We start from the raw sequence: 18,390 nt of genomic DNA on the forward strand, positions 1-18,390 counted from the left end.
TTATCGCAGCCTTCGGCAGCGGCTACAGGTTGCGTGACAGCCACACCTCGAATAACAAGAAATCCGGGAGCCCGCCATGCCGGTCGATCCGCAACAATTCCTCCGTGAGCTGTTCGCCACAGCCATCGACGCCGCCCACCCGCAGCACGTCCTCGAAGCCCATTTGCCCAACGACCGCAGCGGCCGGGTGATCGTCATCGGTGCCGGCAAGGCCGCCGCGGCCATGGCCCAGGTGGTCGAACGCTGCTGGTTGGGTGAAGTCAGCGGGCTGGTCGTCACCCGCTACGGCCACGGCGCGCCCTGCGAAAAAATCGAAGTGGTCGAAGCCGCTCATCCCGTACCCGATGCCGCTGGCCTGGCCGTGGCCAAGCGTGTGCTGGAACTGGTCAGCGACCTGTCGGAACAGGACCGGGTGATCTTTCTCCTGTCCGGCGGCGGTTCCGCCCTGCTGGCCCTGCCCGCCGCGGGCATCAGCCTGGCGGACAAGCAGTCGATCAACAAGGCCCTGCTCAAGTCCGGCGCCAGCATCGGCGAGATGAACTGCGTGCGCAAACACCTCTCGGCGATCAAGGGCGGCCGCCTGGCCAAGGCCTGCTGGCCAGCCACCCTCTACACCTACGCGATTTCCGATGTACCGGGCGACCTGGCCACGGTCATCGCCTCCGGCCCCACCGTGGCCGACCCCAGCACCTCGGCCGAGGCCCTGGCGATCCTCAAGCGTTATGCCATCGAGGTACCCGCGGCGGTGCGCACCTGGCTGCAAAGCCCGGAGTCGGAAACCGTCAAGCCCGGCGACCCGAGCCTGGCCCGCAGTCACTTCCAGCTGATCGCCCGGCCACAGCAATCGCTGGAGGCCGCCGCGGTGAAAGCCCGCCAGGCCGGTTTCAGCCCGCTGATCCTCGGCGACCTGGAAGGCGAGTCCCGCGAGGTGGCCAAGGTCCACGCCGGCATCGCCCGCCAGGTGGTGCTGCACGGCCAGCCGCTGGCGGCGCCCTGCGTGATCCTGTCCGGCGGTGAAACCACGGTCACCGTGCGCGGCAATGGCCGCGGCGGGCGCAATGCCGAGTTCCTCCTGAGCCTCACCGAAAGCCTCAAGGGCCTGCCCGGCGTCTACGCCCTGGCCGGCGACACCGACGGCATCGACGGTTCCGAAGACAATGCCGGCGCCATCATGGCCCCGGACAGCTACGCCCGCGCCGCCGCCCTGGGCCTGAGTGCCAGCGACGAGCTGGACAACAACAACGGCTATGGCTACTTCGCGGCCCTGGACGGGTTGATCGTCACCGAACCGACCCGCACCAACGTCAACGACTTCCGCGCCATCCTGATCCTCGAGAGCCCCAAACATGACGCCTGACAAAAAGGTCAAAATCCTCGCCACCCTCGGCCCGGCCATCGACGGCATCGACAACATCCGCGAGCTGGTGCAGGCCGGGGTGAATATCTTTCGCCTCAACTTCAGCCATGGCGACCACGCCGATCACGCCCAGCGTTACCAGTGGATCCGCGAAGTCGAAAAGCAACTGAACTACCCGCTGGGCATCCTGATGGACCTGCAAGGCCCGAAACTGCGGGTCGGCACGTTCGCCGAAGGCAAGGTCCAGCTGCATCGCGGCCAGGCCCTGCGCCTGGACCTGGACAGCACCCCGGGCGACCAGCGCCGGGTCAACCTGCCCCACCCGGAAATCCTCAAAGCCCTGGAGCCGGGCATGGACCTGCTGCTGGACGATGGCAAGCTGCGTCTGCGGGTCACCGCCAAACACGCCGACGCCATCGACACCACGGTACTCAACGGCGGCGAGCTGTCGGACCGCAAGGGCGTCAACGTCCCGCAGGCGGTGCTCGACCTCAGCCCGCTGACCGCCAAGGACCGCCGCGACCTGGACTTCGGCCTGGAACTGGGGGTGGACTGGGTCGCCCTGTCGTTCGTGCAGCGCCCCGAGGACATTCATGAAGCCCGCGCGCTAATCGGCGACAAGGCGTTCCTGATGGCCAAGATCGAGAAACCCTCGGCAGTCACTCAACTGCGCGAGATCGCCGAACTGAGCGACGCGATCATGGTGGCCCGTGGCGACCTCGGGGTGGAGGTGCCGGCCGAAAGCGTGCCGCAGATCCAGAAGAACATCATCGGCACCTGCCGCCAGCTGGGTAAGCCGGTGGTGGTGGCCACGCAGATGCTCGAATCCATGCGTTTCTCCCCCGCCCCGACCCGGGCCGAGGTCACGGACGTGGCCAACGCGGTGGCCGAAGGCGCCGACGCGGTGATGCTCTCGGCGGAAACCGCCTCCGGCGAATACCCGCTGGAGGCGGTACAGATGATGAGCAAGATCATCCGCCAGGTGGAAAGCGGCCCGGACTACCAGACCCAGCTCGACGTCAGCCGGCCCCAGGCCGAAGCCACGGTGTCCGATGCCATCAGCTGCGCGATCCGCCGCATCAGCAGCATCCTGCCGGTGGCGGTGCTGGTGAACTACAGCGAGTCCGGCAGCTCCAGCCTGCGCGCGGCCCGGGAACGGCCGACGGTGCCGATCCTCAACCTGACGCCGAACCTGTCCACCGCGCGTCGCCTGACGGTGGCCTGGGGCGTGCACTCGGTGGTCAACGACCGCCTGCGCCAGGTCGACGAGGTCTGCTCCACCGCCCTGGAAATCGCCCAGGCGCAAGGCATGGCCAAACGCGGCGACACCCTGTTAATCACCGCAGGCGTGCCATTCGGCCAACCGGGCTCGACCAACTCTCTGCGCATCGAAACCCTGATCTGAGCCCTGTAGCCGCTGCCGAGCCTGCGAGGCTGCGATCGAAGTGGGCGGCACTCCGACGCAGTCCTCGCCAGGCCCGAGCACTGGACTTGCCTGGAACACGGCATTGCCTGATTGACGGCCGCTACGCGCCCGATCGCAGCCTCGCAGGCTCGGCAGCGGCTACAGGAGTCAACTTTCCATGCCTTCAGAACACTTCAACGCCCACTGTCCCGACTGGGCCACCGCCCTGCTCAACGGCTTCAGCCAGATCTTCCTCCAGCGCCATCCGCTGTGCGGCCTGCTGTGCATGCTGGCCATCCTCCTGAGCGCTCCGGCGCTGCTCGGCGGTGCGCTGCTGGGCGGCGTGGCCGGGCTGCTCACCGCACAGCGCCGGGGCTATGCCAAGGCCGACCGGCAAGCCGGGCTGTTCAGCTACAACGGGGTCCTGCTCGGCCTGCTCCTGGGCCTGCGCTTCGACTGGTCGGTACTGCTGCCACCGCTGATCATCGCCTGCGGCGGCCTCAGTGCGATCCTCACCCAGCAATGGCTCAAACGCGCCCGCGATCAATATTGCCTGCCGGCCTACACCGCGCCCTTCGTCGGCCTCGGCTGGTTGCTGCTGGGCCTGGCCGCACCGCTGCCCGCCAGCGTCGACACGCCCTGGGCCGAACCCAATGCGCTGGCGCTGCTGCTGGCACTGCTCCAGGGGCTCGGCCAGGTGATGTTCCTCGAACATCCGCTGGCCGGGGTGCTGATTGCCCTGGGGTTGCTGCTGGCTGATCGCCGGGCGGCCGCTTGGGCGCTGTTCGGTTCGGCGGCGGGCCTGGGCTTCGCCCTGCTGCAACAGGAACAGGCCGGCGCCCTGCAGGGCCTTGGCGGCTACAACAGCGCCCTGGTGGCCCTGGCCCTGAGCCAGGACCGCCGCCGGTCCTGGCTGGCGCTGCCGGGTATGCTCCTGGCGCTGCTGCTCACCCCGGGCTTCGCCGCGCTGGGCCTGCCCGCTCTGACCGCACCCTTTATCCTCGCCTGCTGGCTGGTCCGCGCCGCGCTGCGGGTGCTGCGCCAGGCCGCCATGGACAGCACGCCTTGCGCTACCGGGGCCAATCCCCCTAGGCTTCGCTGACCTTCCATTCAGGCGAACAGCATGGACAGCAACACGGACAACAACCGGCACTGGCGCGAGCGTCTCTACGTCATGATTTTCCAGACCGACACCGTGGCCGGTCGACGCTTCGACAGCACCCTGTTGCTGATCATCCTCGCCAGCCTGGTGATCGTGATCCTCGACAGCATCGACGAGGTGCATCAGAACTACGCCAATGTGCTGGCCTATATCGAATGGGGTTTTACCCTGATCTTCGCCATCGAATACGGCCTGCGCCTGTACTGCTCGCCCAAGCCGCTGCGCTACGCCTTCAGTTTCTACGGGCTGGTGGACCTGCTGGCCATCGTGCCGGGGATCCTCGCCCTGTATTACAGCGACGCCCAGTACCTGCTGATCATCCGGGTGATCCGCATGCTGCGCATCTTCCGCGTGCTCAAGCTCAGCCCGTATCTCAAGCAGGCCAACTACCTGATGTCGGCGCTGCGCGGCAGCAAGCAGAAAATCATCGTGTTCCTGCTCAGCGTGTCGACCCTGGTCACGGTGTTCGGCACCCTGATGTATGTGGTCGAGGGGCCCGAGCATGGGTTCACCAGTATTCCCAAGGGCATCTACTGGGCCATCGTCACCCTGACCACCGTGGGCTTTGGCGATATCGTGCCGAAGACGCCGCTGGGCCAGGTGATTTCGTCCCTGGTGATGATCACCGGCTACTCGATCATCGCCGTGCCCACCGGGATCTTCACCGCGGAACTGGCCAATGCCCTGCGCGGCGAACAGCTCAAGCACGACTGCCCGGTGTGCAGGAAGAACGACCATGAGCACGGCGCCGCGTTCTGCTCGCGATGTGGCAATGCGTTGTTCCCGAAAGTGGTCCAGGGAAACTGAATAAGCAAAGCACTTTTTAATCTTTAAAGAGATATACCGCCCCGGCTATAGTCGGCGGCAAATTGCCTTCACTCTCGAATACTTCACTCTCAACAAAAAGGAATGTGCAGTGAAAAAACTCGTTAGCGCCTCTCTCCTGGCCGCCGGCCTGGCACTGGGCAGCGTCGCCCAGGCCGCCCCGACCCTGCTCAACGTTTCCTACGACGTGATGCGAGACTTCTACAAGGACTACAACACGGCCTTCCAGAAGCACTGGCAGGCCGAGCACAACGAGAACATCACCCTGCAGATGTCCTTCGGCGGCTCTAGCAAACAGGCGCGCTCGGTGATCGACGGCCTGCCGGCCGACGTCATCACCATGAACATGGCCACCGACATCAACGCCCTGGCGGACAACGGCAAGCTGGTGCCGGACAACTGGGTGACGCGCCTGCCGAACAACAGCGCACCTTTCACCTCGGCCACCGTGTTCATCGTGCGCAAGGGCAACCCCAAGGCCCTGAAAGACTGGCCGGACCTGCTCAAGGATGGCGTGCAGGTAATCGTGCCGAACCCGAAGACCTCGGGTAACGGCCGCTACACCTACCTGTCGGCCTGGGGGTATGTGCTGAAGAACGGCGGCGACGAGAACAAGGCCAAGGACTTCGTCGGCAAGCTGTTCAAGCAGGCGCCGGTGCTCGACACCGGCGGCCGCGCCGCCACCACCACCTTCATGACCAACCAGATCGGCGACGTGCTGGTGACCTTCGAGAACGAAGCGGAAATGATCGCCCGCGAATTCGGCCGCGATCAGTTCGAAGTCATCTACCCGAGCGTCTCCGCCGAAGCCGAGCCGCCGGTATCGGTGGTCGACAAGGTGGTTGACAAGAAAGGCTCGCGCGCCGCGGCCGAGGAATACCTGAAGTACCTGTGGTCGCCGCAAGGCCAGGAAATCGCCGCCAACAACTACCTGCGCCCACGGGACCCGAAAGTCCTGGCCAAGTACACCGATCGTTTCCCGAAAGTCGACTTCCTGTCGGTGGAAAAAACCTTCGGCGACTGGCGCACCGTGCAGAAGACCCACTTCAACGATGGCGGGGTCTTCGACCAGATCTACGGTGGGAAATAACCAGCCGGCCATAAAAAGCGACCTTCGGGTTAATGCCCATCAATTGAAAATAAGGAAATTGTAGGAGCGAGGCTTGCCCGCGATGGACTTGAGAGCACTGCGTTTACCCAGTAAGTGCGCGCTATCGTTAACGACCATCGCGAGCAAGCTTCGCTCCTACAGAGAATCACCTTCGCTTGACTGACTGGTATTAACGCTCGGGTCGCCTGGGATCTAAAGCCCGGCGGCAGCTTCGAACAACACTGCCTTCCCCGCCTGCTGCTGCTCCGGCAACATTGCCTCGGCCTCGATCTCGATCAGCCACTCGGGCAAGGACAGGCCGCTGACGATGATCCATGAAGACGCTGGCGGCTGCTGGGGGAAACGCTGCAGCAGCACCTGGCTGATCTGCTCCTGCTGGTCGCGGGCCGCTTCGGCGATGTAGATCCGCAGCATGACCACGTGGCTCAGGTCGCCGCCCGCCGCCGCCAGGACCCGGGCGATATTGTCGAAGCTCTGCTCGGTCTGCTCGCGCAGCCCCGGGCCGACGCAGACCTCGCGCTCATCGACAGCCACCTGGCCGGACAGCAGCAGGCGCCGCCCACCGCGTACCTCCACCGCCTGGCTGAAACCGTACTGCAGGGAATTGAAAACACTGGGCGGATTGAAGACTGACTTGTGCATGGGAACTCCGCTGCGATAGACGACCGCAAACCCTAAACCAAGCCCCTGCCCAAGGCCATCCGAAACCAGGCCGTTGAAACACCCGGCAACGTAACAGCCTGCCAGCTACATCGGCGGCGTCACCCCATCCTTGCCGGCGGAGATCGACTGCGCGGTGAGTGTGCCGTCCGCGCTCTGGGACACGAACATCACCACCTTGACCCCGGCCTTGAGCAGGCTGCGGTCACCCGGCACCAGGTTGACGATGGGCACGTCGTCCGGCACCAGGATCGTCTGCTGGCCGCCCTTGTAGTTGACGGTCAGGGTCCGGCCGTTGCTCACCACCAGGTCGCCGACGCTGCCATTGGTCATGCTGCTGCCCTTGACCAGGTCGAAGGGCCGATGACCGTCGCCGGTGCCGGCCATCTGCGGCGGGAACACATGGACCTCCAGCGCCTTGAGGCTGCCATCGGCCTGCGGCACGGCGGCCGAACCTATGTAGCTGCCGGGCTTGATGTCCTCGATGTTGGCCAGGGTCACGGCGCGGACCTGGGTCTGCGGCGTGAGGTTGATGGTGACGTTCTCGCCGCTGTTGACGTGGACCCGCACCGCGTCGCCGGCGATGCTGGTGATTTCCCCGCGCACGCCGATGCGCATGCCCGGCGCGTCCTGGGCCTGGGCCGGGCCGGCCAGCAGCAGTGCACCGAGGGTGATCGCTTGAGCGCCGCCGAGCAGGCGGCGAAGACACAGATTCATGGGACGGACTTCCTGTGATGAAAGGTGGCACAGACGTCGAAACGAAAGCACTCCAGCGTCCGCGGGACAATGAGCGAGCTATGGAACTGAATGTAAGTAAATGTATCATCGCAACGCGAGACCGGTCGTCTGCCGCTCTGCGCCGGTCTCGCCAGGCATTTATTCCTGCACGGCATGAATGCTATCGCTCGTCAGCTTCTACCGCGTCACGGGCCAGCCCCTTAGCCTCGCCCGCATCCCTTTCGCTGCAACGAGAATCGCCATGACTGCCACGACCCAGCGGCTGCCTGCCGCCACCACGACCATGACCCGCGGCATGGTGCTGCTGTTCGCCTTCTGCTGCGGCGCCATAGTCGCCAACATCTACTACGCCCAGCCGATCATCGAGCTGATCGCCCCAGATATCGGCCTGAGCAGCACCATGGCCAGCCTGATCGTGTCGCTGACCCAGATCGGCTACGCCCTGGGCCTGTTCTTCCTGGTGCCCCTGGGCGACCTGCTGGAAAACCGCCGGCTGATGATCCTCACCAGCCTGGTGGCCATCGCCAGCCTGCTGGGCGCCGCGTTCATCGAGCAGCCCAATGCCTTTCTGCTGGTCTCGCTGCTGATCGGCTTCAGCTCGGTGTCGGTGCAGATCCTGATTCCCCTGGCCGCGCACCTGACGCCGGAGGAGTCCCGTGGCCGGGTGGTCGGCGGCATCATGGGCGGCCTGCTGCTGGGCATCCTGCTGGCGCGTCCGGTGTCCAGCGTGGTGGCCGACCTGTTCGGCTGGCGCGCGATGTTCATTGCCGCCGCGCTGCTGATGGCCGCCATCAGTGTGGTCCTGCTGCTGACCGTGCCCAAGCGCCAGCCCGCCCACAGCGCCACCTACGGCCAGCTGCTGGGTTCGCTGGGCAGCCTGCTGCGCCAGCAACCGGTGCTGCGCCAGCGAGCGTTTTACCAGGCCTGCATGTTCGCCACCTTCAGCCTGTTCTGGACCGCGGTGCCGCTGGAGCTGGCGCGCAACCATGGCCTGTCGCAAAGCCAGATCGCCCTGTTCGCCCTGGTCGGGGCTATCGGTGCCATTGCCGCGCCGATCAGCGGGCGCCTGGCGGATGCCGGCCACACCCGCGTCGCCTCGTTGCTGGCCATGCTGTTCGCCGCCCTGAGCTTCCTGCCGGCCTTTATCCACCCGGCCTACAGCGTCATCGGCCTGGCGGTGACCGGCGTGGTCCTGGATTTCTGCGTGCAGATGAACATGGTCCTTGGCCAGCGCGCGGTCTACGCACTGGATGCCCATAGCCGCGGCCGCCTCAACGCGCTGTACATGACCAGCATCTTCATCGGCGGCGCCGTCGGCTCGTCGATTGCCAGCGCGGTATACGAACACGCCGGCTGGCTGGGCATAGTCGGCGTCGGCAGCGCCTTGCCGCTACTGGCCCTGCTGCGTTTCCTGAGCACCTCGCAGAAGGCCCTGCCCGTCACGGCCTGAGTGCATCCTGATCCTCTCGGATCGCAAACCGGGGGGCCATGCTCGATCGTTCAAACACAAGGAGTCTCGATGGACCGGCTGGCAGCCATGCAAACCTTCGTTCATGTGGTGGAAAGCGGGTCTTTTTCCGCCGCCGCCCGGCTTCTGGATATCGGCCAGCCGGCCGTGTCGAAAACCATCGCCCAGCTGGAGGCGCGGCTGGCGGTACGGCTGTTGCTGCGCTCGACCCGCGGCCTGACGCCCACTGAGGCCGGCATGGCATTTTTCGAGCGCGCCAGGCGGGCCCTCGAAGAGGCCGACGAAGCCGATCTCGCGGCGCGTGGGGCCGGTTCGGGGCTCAGCGGCACCCTGCGGATCTGCGCCGCGGTGACCTTCGCCCGCCTGCATGTCGTGCCGCACCTGGGAACCTTTCTCGAGCGCCATCCCGACCTCGACATCGACGTGGTGCTGGATGACCGCAACATCAATCTGGTGGAAGCCGGCATTGACGTCGCCCTGCGCATGGGGCCCTTGAGCGACTCCGGGCTGACCGCGCGGCGGATCGGCGAATGCCGGCGCGTGGTGCTGGCCACCCCGGATTATTTCGCCCAACACGGCGAACCCGCCTGCCCCGCCGACCTGGGCCAGCACCAGGCGATCATCTACAGCCTCGGCGGCGGTGCCCACTGGCGCTTCGAACGGGGTGACGAACAGCAGTCGGTGACGGTCCGCGGGCGGATTCGCGTGAGTGCCGCGGAGGGGCTGCGCGAATCGGTGCTGGCCCACCAGGGGCTGACCCTGGCCTCGCAATGGATGTTCGCTCCCGAGCTGGCCAGCGGCGCGGTGCGCGAGGCCATGCCGGACTGGGCGCTGCCCCGCCAGGAGCTATGGGCGGTGTTTCCCACCGGACGGCTGACCAGCGCCAAGGCCCGGGCCTTCGTCGAGTTTGTCCAGCAGCAACTGGCCAGCTCCGGGCCAGACGCTGCCCAAGGCTGAGCCGGGGTGCGCGCGGATTCAGATCCGCTCGCGCACCAGCACTTCGACCTTGGCCGCCTCGCCCCACTGGCGCACCCGCTCGATCAGCGCCAGGTCGGTCTCGCCCACCAGGTACAGGGTCTCGATCGACTGCTTGGCCGCCCACTCGACGAAGCCGCACTGCTCGAAGGTGCTGACAGACGCCAGCTGGAACTCGTTTTCATAGAACCCCGGCGCCACCGCGACCCGGGTGTCCTGGGCGCTGACCTCGGGCAGGAACGGACAGGCCAGGTGCACCACGTCCCACTTCGCCACGCGCCAGTTGTGCAGCGCTTCGTCGAAGCGGCTGCGGGCGCCGCGGACAAAACCCAGGCCGTCGATCACCATGCGCCGGTTGATGATCATCCACACCTTGCGCTTGCGCGGAGCCTTGAGCAGCACCTCGCCGGTGACCTTCGAGGCGCGCAGGGCCAGGGCAATTACCAGCAATACCGGAACGAAGTAGCGATAGACGGTCTCGGCGTTGGTGGCGCGGGTCAGTTGGTACAGCCTGGACACCTCGCCCCGGGCCTTGCGCTGGTCGCCCAGGGTTTCATCCAGCCGGCCGAGCCAGGCCAAGACGGGCGGCGCCGAATACCGGGCGCGAAGCTCATCCAGTGTCTGGACCACCGTCCCCACCGAGAGCGCCGTCAACTGCCCCTGCGCCGTTCTCTCTAGGGCAGCAAAACGCTGACAGAGCGCGTTCACCTGCGCGGCATCGGCGGCGCTATGGACAGTCGCGGCGGCACGACAATGATCCGGCCCCAACAGATCGTCGATCTCGGCCTTGAGGCGCCTCTGGGTCGCGGCTTCATTGGACTCGGCCAGTCGATAGTCGCTCTGGAACCATTCGGTCCTGACGTTCTGGGTCTCGCTGATCAGCGCCAGCGAGGCCAGCAGCAGCCAGCCGTAATCCACGCGCTTCCAGCCGACCTCGCCCAGGGGAAAGACCGAGATGAAGCTCCAGCAGAAGAAGTAGTAGAGGAAGATGAACAGCACCAGCAGGTACACCGGTGCCAGGGAGAAGTAGATCAGCTGCGGCACTTCGACATCGGCGAAGCCATGCAGGGCGAGCAGGACAGCGACAACACAGAGCCAGAAGGCCATGGGCGCGAAATAGGGTTTGTTCAGGCTTTTCTTCATCGGGCGCTCGGATGGCGATACTCAGGAACACCCCGGGGTATCGGCCATCCAACCGGCTGCTTGAACCGGCCCCGTCCGCGATCCGCTCAGTGGTCGCGGCTTACCGCAAGCCGCTTACTGGAACTGGCGCCCCAGCCCCGACGGCACGCCGTGGATATCGGTCTCTTCCCATGGCCCGTCGGGGCTGATGGAACGGCTCCAGCCGTTGTTCCAGCGGTAATAGGTGCGCTGGCGGTAGAAAGTGTTGGTCTGGTTATCCAGCACATAGACGCCCAGGCGCGGATCCCAGTGGCTGTTGCCACCCGGCGGCGGCGCGAAGCTCGCGGAAGTGCGCGGCAGCGGCTTGGCCGGCTTGATCGGCGTGGCGGGTTTGCTCGGGGTGCTGGGCGGCGTCGGCTTGGTGCTGGGCTGCGCGGGCGGAATCGGTGGCAGGGTCTCGGGCGGCATCGGCTCCTGGACCGCACAGGCGCTCAACCCCAGGACCAGTGTTAACAGGGTGATGCGGGCAATGGCGGTCATGGCGGCTTCTCTTATTTATCCGGGCTGTCGATGGTCAGTTGTTGCGGCGCGGTGGTGCTGCTGGCCAGGGGCTTGCTGCGACCGACCCACTCGCCAGCCGTCGGTTGGCCGGCGCGGGAAATGCGTGCAACCAGTTGGACTTCCGGGAAGTTCGACAGTTTCAACTGCGGCATCATCGCGTCGGCATCCCCCAGCTCCACCGTCACCGGCAGGTCGGCCACGGTCAGGCGCTTGGCCGCCAGCGGCGCCGGCGGCCCGGAAGTGGCGCGGGCAAAGATGAACACGCTGTCACCCGGCTGCACCTTGGCTTTCAGATCGGCGGCCAGGTCGACCCGCACCTTGAGCAGCGCGGCGGCCTTGGGCGCGGGCGCCTGGGCCACTTTGCCGCCGCTGGCCAGCAGCTTCTCGGTCGCCCGGTCGATACCGCCCTGCAGCGCAGCGCGCGAGTTGTCGTCCGCCGGCAGTTGCGCCAGCAGGCGGTTCCAGTAGTCGATGGCCTCTTGATAACGCTCGCCTTCGAAGGCGGCGATCCCCAGCAGGCCGAGGCTGGTGACTTCCTTCGGGTCGGCCTTCAGCGCTTCGTCGGTCAGGGCCTGAACCTTGTCCGACCATTTTTTGCCGTCGGCAAAGTACTGCGCCTGCGCCCACTGGCCGAGCAGTTCCGGCTGGCGCCCGGCCAGGGCCACAGTGCGCTCGAAGATCTTCGCCGCGTCCGCCGGGCGGTCCTGGGCCATGTAGGTACGACCGAGGAAGTACAGGCCCTCGGCGGAATCCGGCTGGGCGGCGACCGCGCGCTCGAGGCGGCGGGTCATCTCTTCCATGGATTGCGGGGCCTGGGCGAATTCACGGGTCAGCTCGACTTTGTCGCTGGCGCCGAAATGCAGATACAGACCCAGCCCCAACAGCGGCACCAGCAGCGCCGCCAGCAACGGCAGCGGCTTGCCCAGGCCAGACACCCGGGCCGGTTCGGCGCCCTCGGTGTCGGCCAGCAGTTCGCGCGCGGCTTCGGCGCGGCCGCTGTCCATCTGCTCGGCGCTGAGCACGCCTTCGGCCTGCTGGCCTTGCAGCTCGGCCACGCGTTCTTGATAAAGCGCCACGTTCAGCGCGGTACGATCCTCTTCACGCTGGGCGCGACGGCCGCGTAGAACCGGGATCAGCAGAAAACTCAGGGCTACCAGGAGCAGCAGGCCTGCGGCGAGCCAGAAATCAATCATTCGCGGTCTTTATCCAACAGTTGGTCGAGGCGCTGACGCTCCTCGGCGGAAAGTGTGCTCGGGCTGTCGCTGCGCTCTACGCGCCGACGCCGGACGATCACGGCGATGATCACCACCCCCCCCAGCAGCAGGCCGGCGGGGCCGAACCAGAGCAAGGCGGTCTTGCCGGTCAGGGCCGGCTTGTAGCGCACGAAGTCGCCATAGCGGTCGACCATGAAGTCGATGATCTGCTGGTTGTCCTTGCCTTCGCCGAGCATGCGGAAGATCTCCTTGCGCAAGTCCGCGGCGATCGGCGCATTGGAGTCGGCGATGTCCTGGTTCTGGCACTTGGGGCAACGCAGCTCTTTGGTCAGTTCGCGAAAGCGCTCGCGCTCGGCATCGTTGGCGAACTCGTAGGTATCGATCGCGGCGTGGGCCACACCGGCGATGCTCAGGCCCAGGACGGCCGCGGCCAGCCAGCGCTTCATGGCTTGGCCTCATCGGCCAGGGCCTGGTACTTGGCGGCCAGCTTCTCGCGCCACACCGCTTCGTCGATCACCCCGACGTATTTGTCGCGGATGATGCCCTTGGCGTCGATGAAGAAGGTTTCCGGCGCGCCGTACACCCCGAGGTTCAGGCCCAGGGTGCCCTCCTCGTCGCGGATATCCAGCTGGTAAGGGTTGTGGAACTCGGCCAGCCACTTCAGGGCGTCGGCGTTGACGTCCTTGTAGTTGACGCCATAGATGTTCACGCCCTGCTGCGCCAACTTGTTCAGCACCGGGTGCTCGACCCGGCAGGAAATGCACCAGGTGCCCCAGACGTTGACCAGCGCCGGCTTGCCCAGCAGGTCGGCGCGGGTCAGGGTCTTGTCGCCCTGCACCGACGGCAGGGAGAACTCCGGGAACGGCTTGTCGATCATCGCCGACGGCAGCTCGGCCGGGTCCAGGTACAACCCGCGGTACAGGAACACCGCCACCAGCAGGAACAGCGCCAGCGGCAACAACATTATCCAGCGTCTCATGCAGTGGCTCCTGTCATGCCCAGGGCTTCGCGCACCCGGGTCTTCACCTTGACCCGATAACGCCGGTCGAGGGCCGCCAGCAGGCCACCGAAACCGGTGAGCAGGCCGCCGAACCAGATCCAGCGCACGAATGGCTTGACGTGCACCCGAACGGCCCAGGCGCCCTCGCCCAGCGGCTCGCCGAGGGCGACGTAGAGGTCACGGGTGAAACCGGCGTCGATCCCGGCCTCGGTCATCACCGAGTTCTGCACCGTGTAGAGACGTTTTTCCGGGTGCAGAACGGCGATTTCCTTGCCGTCGCGGACCACCCGCACCGTGCCCTTGTCGGAGGTGAAGTTGGGGCCTTCGAAATGCTTGGCGCCCTCGAAGATGAAGTGATAACCGGCCAGGTCCATGGACTCGCCCGGCTCCAGGCGCAGGTCGCGCTCGGCGCTGTTCTGGCTCGACAGCACCACGCCCAGGGCGCAGACCGCGATGCCCAGGTGCGCCAGCTGCATGCCCCAGTAACTGCGGGTCAGGCCCGGCAGGCCCTTGATCAGGCCTTTGTGGCGGGTCTTGTCGAAGATGTCGCGGACTCCGGCGAGCAATACCCAGGCCGCCAGCATGAAGGTCGCCAGCACCGCCCAGTTGAAGTCGCCATAGGCGATACCGGCCACCACCGCCAGCGCGGCGCTGCCCAGCAGCACCGGAGTCAGCATGCTCACCAGCCATTTGACCGGGGTGTCTTTCCAGCGCACCACCACGCCGATCGCCATCACCACCATCAGCAGCGCCATCAGCGGGATAAACAGCGCGTTGAAGTACGGCGGGCCGACCGACAGCTTGGCCCCGGTCAGGGCGTCCAGCACCAGCGGGTACAGGGTGCCCAGCAGGATCATCGAGGCCGCCACCACCAGCACCAGGTTGTTGCCCAGCAGCAGGGTTTCCCGCGACCACAGGTTGAAACCGACCTGGCTCTTGACCACCGGCGCGCGCAAGGCGAACAGGGTCAGCGAACCGCCGACCACGAACAGCAGGAAGATCAGGATGAACACGCCGCGCTCGGGGTCCGAGGCAAAGGCGTGGACCGAGGTCAGCACCCCGGAACGCACCAGGAAGGTTCCCAGCAGGCTCAGGGAGAACGCAGCGATGGCCAGCAACACGGTCCAGCTCTTGAACACACCACGCTTTTCGGTGACCGCCAGCGAGTGGATCAATGCGGTGCCCACCAGCCACGGCATGAAGGAGGCGTTTTCCACCGGGTCCCAGAACCACCAGCCGCCCCAGCCGAGTTCGTAGTAGGCCCACCAGGAGCCGAGGGTGATACCGATGCCGAGGAATGCCCAGGCGACTATGGTCCAGGGCCGCGACCAGCGCGCCCAGGCCGCGTCCAGGCGACCGCCGAGCAGCGCGGCGATGGCGAAGGCGAAGGCCACGGAGAAACCGACATAGCCCATGTAGAGCATCGGCGGGTGCACGATCAGGCCGATGTCCTGCAGCAGCGGGTTGAGGTCGCGGCCATCGCCGGGCACCTGCGGCAGGATCCGCGCGAAGGGGTTGGAAGTGACGATCAGGAACAGCAGGAAGCCGGTACTGATCATGCCCATCACCGCCAGCACCCGCGCCAGCATCACTTGCGGCAACTGCCGGGAGAACACCGACACGGCGAAGGTCCAGCCACCGAGGATCAGTGCCCAGAGCAGCAACGAGCCCTCGTGGGCGCCCCACACCGCGCTGAACTTGTAGTACCAGGGCAAGGCGCTGTTGGAGTTGCTGGCGACATAGGCCACCGAGAAATCATCGACCATGAAGGCGTAGGTCAGGCAGCCGAAGGCGAAGGTCAGGAAGGCGAACTGGCCCCAGGCCGCGGGCTGCGCCAGGCCCATCCACAGGCGGTCGCCGCGCCAGGCGCCGAGCAGCGGCACCACGGCCTGGACCAGGGCAAAACACAGGGCCAGGATCATCGCCAGATGGCCGAGCTCGGGAATGAAGATTGCGGATGTCATCGGTCAGCCCTCCTTGGCCGGAGCCGGCGCCATTTGCCCACTGTCTTTCAGGGCCTTGGTCACTTCCGGCGGCATGTACTTCTCGTCGTGCTTGGCCAGCACTTCGTCGGCCACCACCACGCCGTCGGCATTGAGCTTGCCCAGGGCGACGATGCCCTGCCCTTCGCGGAACAGGTCCGGGAGGATGCCGCGGTAGGTGATGGTCACGGCCTTGTTGAAGTCGGTGACCACGAAACGCACGTCCAGCGAATCCGCCGAGCGTTGCAACGAGCCCATCTGCACCATGCCGCCGGCGCGGATCCGTGTGTCATGGGGGGCTTCGCCGTTGGCGATCTGGGTCGGGGTATAGAACAGGTTGATGTTCTGTTGCAGGGCGCTCAGCGCCAGGCCGACGGCAACGCCCACGCCGCCCAGCACGCCGAGGATGATCAACAGACGCTTTTTACGCAGCGGATTCACTGATTGTTCTCCCGGCGCAGACGACGCGCCTCTTGTTGCAGGTAACGCTTGCGGGCCAGCAACGGCACCGCCACGTTGAGGACCAGCACCACCAGGCAGATGCCGTAGGCTGACCAGACATACAGGCCGTGATGGCCCATGGCGAGAAAGTCGGCGAAGGAAGCGAAACTCATGATGCGGCCTCCAGGCTGTTCTGCACTTCGGCCCTGACCCAGCTGGCGCGGGCTTCGCGCTTGAGCACTTCAAGGCGCATGCGCAGCAACAGCACGGCGCCGAAGAAACAATAGAAGCCCAGCACCGTCAGCAACAGCGGCAGCCACATCTCGACGGGCATCGCCGGTTTTTCGGTGAGGGTGAAGGTCGCGCCCTGGTGCAGGGTGTTCCACCACTCCACCGAGTATTTGATGATCGGGATGTTGATCACCCCGACGATGGCCAGCACCGCGCAGGCCTTGGCGGCGCTGTCGCGATTGCTGATGGCGTTGCCCAGGGCGATCAGACCGAAATACAGGAACAGCAGGATCAGCATGGAGGTCAGGCGTGCGTCCCAGACCCACCACGAGCCCCAGGTCGGCTTGCCCCAGATGGCCCCGGTGACCAGCGCCACGGCGGTCATCCAGGCACCGATGGGCGCCGCGCATTGCAGGGCGACGTCGGCCAGTTTCATCTTCCACACCAGGCCCACCAACCCGCACACCGCCAGCATCACGTAGATGGACTGGGCCAGCATGGCGGCGGGAACGTGGATGTAGATGATGCGAAAGCTGTTGCCTTGCTGATAGTCCGGCGGCGCGAAGGCCAGGCCCCAAACGACGCCGACGGTGATCAGCAGCAACGCTGCGATGCTCAACCAGGGCAACAGCCTGCTGCTGATGCCGTAAAACCACTTGGGCGAGCCGAGCTTATGAAACCAGGTCCAGTTCATACTGTTTCCATCACGGGTGCCGCGCGTTGTCACGCACGGCCAGGGTCTTTACTGATCAAAATTTGATCAGACCTCATTATTCGCCGACGCTGATCTTCAGGCCAGCTGCTATTGCAAAAGGTGTCAGGGTTACTGCCAGGGCGGTCAGGCTACCAAGCCACAGCAGATAACCGGTCGCCGGCATGCCCTGCAAGGCCGCCTGCAAGGCGCCGCTGCCGAGAATCAATACCGGGATGTACAGGGGCAGGATCAGCAGCGCCAGCAACAGGCCGCCACGCTTGAGTCCTACCGTCAACGCCGCGCCCACCGCTCCCAGCAGGCTGAGCACCGGAGTGCCCAGCAACAGGGACAGCAACAGCACCGGCAGACAGGCTGTGGGCAGACCGAGCATCAATGCCAACAGGGGCGCAAGCAATACCAGTGCCAGGCCGGAAAAGGCCCAGTGTGCCAGTACCTTGGCCAGAACCAGAAGAGGCAGGGGGTGCGACGAAAGGACCCACTGTTCCAAGGATCCGTCCTCGAAATCACTGCGAAAAAGCCCGTCCAGCGAGAGCAAAACCGATAATAAGGCCGCTACCCAGACTAGCCCTGGAGACAAGGTTTGCAACAATTGTGTCTCAGGTCCCACCGCCAATGGGAACAGTGAGACGACAATCGCGAAAAATACCAGCGGGTTGGCCAGTTCGGCGGGACGGCGGAACAGCAGCCGGGATTCGCGGGCAACCAGCAGTCCGAAAACACTCATACGGCCCAATGCCCCAGATCGATGTCGCGATAGCCGGCCGGCATGCGGCTCAGTGTGTGGTGGGTGGTGAGAATCACCATGCCACCACGTTCGCAATGGCCGGCCAGGTGTTCTTCCAGTTGCGCCACGCCCTGTTTGTCCAGGGCGGTGAAGGGTTCGTCGAGGATCCACAGCGGCGGGCTGTCCAGGTACAACCGGGCCAGCGCCACCCGGCGCTGCTGGCCGGCGGACAGGGTGTGACAGGGCACATCCTCGAAGCCGCGCAGGCCGACCGCCGCCAGGGCCTGCCAGATCGCCTCGCGCCCGGCGGGCTGATGCAGGGCGCAGAGCCAGCTGAGGTTTTCCTCGGGGGTCAGCAAGTCCTTGATCCCGGCCGCATGGCCGATCCACAGCAGGTTGCGCGCCAGCTCCGCGCGCTGGGCGTTGAGCGGCTGGCCATTGAGCAGCACCTGGCCACTGGTCGGCTGCATCAGCCCTGCCAGCAGGCGCAACAGGCTGGTCTTGCCGCTGCCGTTGGGGCCGCTGATCTGCAACATGTCGCCGCTGGCCAGACGCAGTTCGAGCTTTTCGAAGAGCAGCCGCAGGTCGCGCTCACAGGCAAGCGCTACGGCTTCTAGAAGAGGACTGGTCAAATGATCGCGGGCCTTTACGGTTCAAGTCGGCAGTGGAGCAGCCGTTAAAGAGATGCAGAATAAACGC

Annotated in this window: 20 protein-coding genes; 7 read left to right on the top strand and 13 right to left on the bottom strand. The window is 65.6% G+C overall.

Features of this window, described 5'->3' with window-relative positions; all coding sequences use genetic code 11:
* The first annotated feature begins 76 nt into the window (after positions 1-76).
* The 5 genes from J4D28_RS04585 to J4D28_RS04605 all read left to right on the top strand — a co-directional run bounded on the left by J4D28_RS04585 (position 77) and on the right by J4D28_RS04605 (position 5,839).
* On the top strand, positions 77-1,357 hold the full coding sequence (locus tag J4D28_RS04585; protein ID WP_028681916.1) for a glycerate kinase: 1,281 nt from the start codon (positions 77-79) through the stop codon (positions 1,355-1,357).
* Positions 1,347-2,762 carry a pyruvate kinase gene (gene pyk / locus J4D28_RS04590; RefSeq protein WP_103331189.1) on the top strand — a complete coding sequence of 472 codons (1,416 nt, stop codon included), beginning with the start codon at positions 1,347-1,349 and terminating at the stop codon, positions 2,760-2,762. The genes J4D28_RS04585 and pyk overlap by 11 nt, the downstream gene beginning before the upstream one ends.
* Positions 2,763-2,940: 178 nt before the next feature.
* Positions 2,941-3,864: an urea transporter gene (locus J4D28_RS04595; RefSeq protein WP_103331188.1), complete on the top strand. Its 924-nt coding sequence runs from the start codon at positions 2,941-2,943 to the stop codon at positions 3,862-3,864.
* A gap of 21 nt (positions 3,865-3,885) precedes the next feature.
* Positions 3,886-4,731, top strand: coding sequence for an ion transporter (locus J4D28_RS04600; protein ID WP_028681918.1), 846 nt, complete (start codon positions 3,886-3,888; stop codon positions 4,729-4,731).
* A 109-nt stretch (positions 4,732-4,840) separates the two neighbouring features.
* Entirely contained in the window at positions 4,841-5,839 is a 999-nt protein-coding gene (locus J4D28_RS04605; RefSeq protein ID WP_009047739.1) for a sulfate ABC transporter substrate-binding protein, read from the top strand.
* Positions 5,840-6,052: 213 nt separating this feature from the next.
* Here J4D28_RS04605 and J4D28_RS04610 read toward each other — a convergent pair whose 3' ends face one another.
* Together J4D28_RS04610 and J4D28_RS04615 are read right to left on the bottom strand one after the other, a co-directional pair.
* Entirely contained in the window at positions 6,053-6,502 is a 450-nt protein-coding gene (locus tag J4D28_RS04610; protein WP_103331187.1) for a RidA family protein, read from the bottom strand.
* 105 nt (positions 6,503-6,607) lie between these two features.
* The gene (locus tag J4D28_RS04615; protein WP_101282001.1) at positions 6,608-7,237 is read right to left on the bottom strand and encodes a DUF5666 domain-containing protein; all 630 of its coding nucleotides are present in this window, start codon (positions 7,235-7,237) and stop codon (positions 6,608-6,610) included.
* 262 nt (positions 7,238-7,499) lie between these two features.
* On the opposite strand from J4D28_RS04615, the gene J4D28_RS04620 reads away from it, so the two are divergent.
* Both J4D28_RS04620 and J4D28_RS04625 read left to right on the top strand, forming a co-directional pair.
* Positions 7,500-8,708 carry an MFS transporter gene (locus J4D28_RS04620; RefSeq protein ID WP_103331186.1) on the top strand — a complete coding sequence of 403 codons (1,209 nt, stop codon included), beginning with the start codon at positions 7,500-7,502 and terminating at the stop codon, positions 8,706-8,708.
* Positions 8,709-8,777: 69 nt separating this feature from the next.
* Entirely contained in the window at positions 8,778-9,683 is a 906-nt protein-coding gene (locus J4D28_RS04625) for a LysR family transcriptional regulator (RefSeq protein WP_103331185.1), read from the top strand.
* Between the two features lie 18 nt (positions 9,684-9,701).
* Here J4D28_RS04625 and J4D28_RS04630 read toward each other — a convergent pair whose 3' ends face one another.
* From J4D28_RS04630 to ccmA, 11 genes are all read right to left on the bottom strand, one after another.
* Positions 9,702-10,844, bottom strand: coding sequence for a hypothetical protein (locus J4D28_RS04630; RefSeq protein WP_103331184.1), 1,143 nt, complete (start codon positions 10,842-10,844; stop codon positions 9,702-9,704).
* Positions 10,845-10,958: 114 nt separating this feature from the next.
* Positions 10,959-11,363: a hypothetical protein gene (locus J4D28_RS04635; RefSeq protein ID WP_103331183.1), complete on the bottom strand. Its 405-nt coding sequence runs from the start codon at positions 11,361-11,363 to the stop codon at positions 10,959-10,961.
* A gap of 11 nt (positions 11,364-11,374) precedes the next feature.
* Complete coding sequence (ccmI, locus tag J4D28_RS04640) at positions 11,375-12,577, bottom strand: c-type cytochrome biogenesis protein CcmI (RefSeq protein WP_103331182.1); 1,203 nt, start codon at positions 12,575-12,577, stop codon at positions 11,375-11,377.
* Positions 12,574-13,044, bottom strand: coding sequence for a cytochrome c-type biogenesis protein (locus J4D28_RS04645; protein WP_009047731.1), 471 nt, complete (start codon positions 13,042-13,044; stop codon positions 12,574-12,576). The genes ccmI and J4D28_RS04645 overlap by 4 nt, the downstream gene beginning before the upstream one ends.
* The gene (locus J4D28_RS04650) at positions 13,041-13,577 is read right to left on the bottom strand and encodes a DsbE family thiol:disulfide interchange protein (RefSeq protein WP_038581077.1); all 537 of its coding nucleotides are present in this window, start codon (positions 13,575-13,577) and stop codon (positions 13,041-13,043) included. The genes J4D28_RS04645 and J4D28_RS04650 overlap by 4 nt, the downstream gene beginning before the upstream one ends.
* A complete protein-coding gene (locus J4D28_RS04655) occupies positions 13,574-15,562 on the bottom strand; it encodes a heme lyase CcmF/NrfE family subunit (protein WP_009047729.1) in 1,989 nt (662 codons plus the stop codon). Before J4D28_RS04655 ends, J4D28_RS04650 begins: the two co-directional genes overlap by 4 nt.
* A gap of 3 nt (positions 15,563-15,565) precedes the next feature.
* Positions 15,566-16,021 carry a cytochrome c maturation protein CcmE gene (ccmE, locus tag J4D28_RS04660; RefSeq protein ID WP_009047728.1) on the bottom strand — a complete coding sequence of 152 codons (456 nt, stop codon included), beginning with the start codon at positions 16,019-16,021 and terminating at the stop codon, positions 15,566-15,568.
* Complete coding sequence (gene ccmD, locus J4D28_RS04665; protein WP_009047727.1) at positions 16,018-16,194, bottom strand: heme exporter protein CcmD; 177 nt, start codon at positions 16,192-16,194, stop codon at positions 16,018-16,020. The genes ccmE and ccmD overlap by 4 nt, the downstream gene beginning before the upstream one ends.
* Positions 16,191-16,946 (bottom strand): heme ABC transporter permease, encoded by a 756-nt coding sequence (locus J4D28_RS04670; protein WP_053268496.1) that lies wholly within the window; start codon positions 16,944-16,946, stop codon positions 16,191-16,193. The genes ccmD and J4D28_RS04670 overlap by 4 nt, the downstream gene beginning before the upstream one ends.
* 76 nt (positions 16,947-17,022) lie before the next feature.
* Entirely contained in the window at positions 17,023-17,691 is a 669-nt protein-coding gene (ccmB, locus tag J4D28_RS04675; protein WP_009047725.1) for a heme exporter protein CcmB, read from the bottom strand.
* On the bottom strand, positions 17,688-18,323 hold the full coding sequence (ccmA, locus tag J4D28_RS04680) for a cytochrome c biogenesis heme-transporting ATPase CcmA (protein ID WP_009047724.1): 636 nt from the start codon (positions 18,321-18,323) through the stop codon (positions 17,688-17,690). Before ccmA ends, ccmB begins: the two co-directional genes overlap by 4 nt.
* Positions 18,324-18,390: the final 67 nt, after the last annotated feature.

It is taken from the genome of Pseudomonas sp. GW531-T4, assembly GCF_017349615.1.
In the GTDB taxonomy this organism is placed as follows: domain Bacteria; phylum Pseudomonadota; class Gammaproteobacteria; order Pseudomonadales; family Pseudomonadaceae; genus Aquipseudomonas; species Aquipseudomonas chlororaphis_I.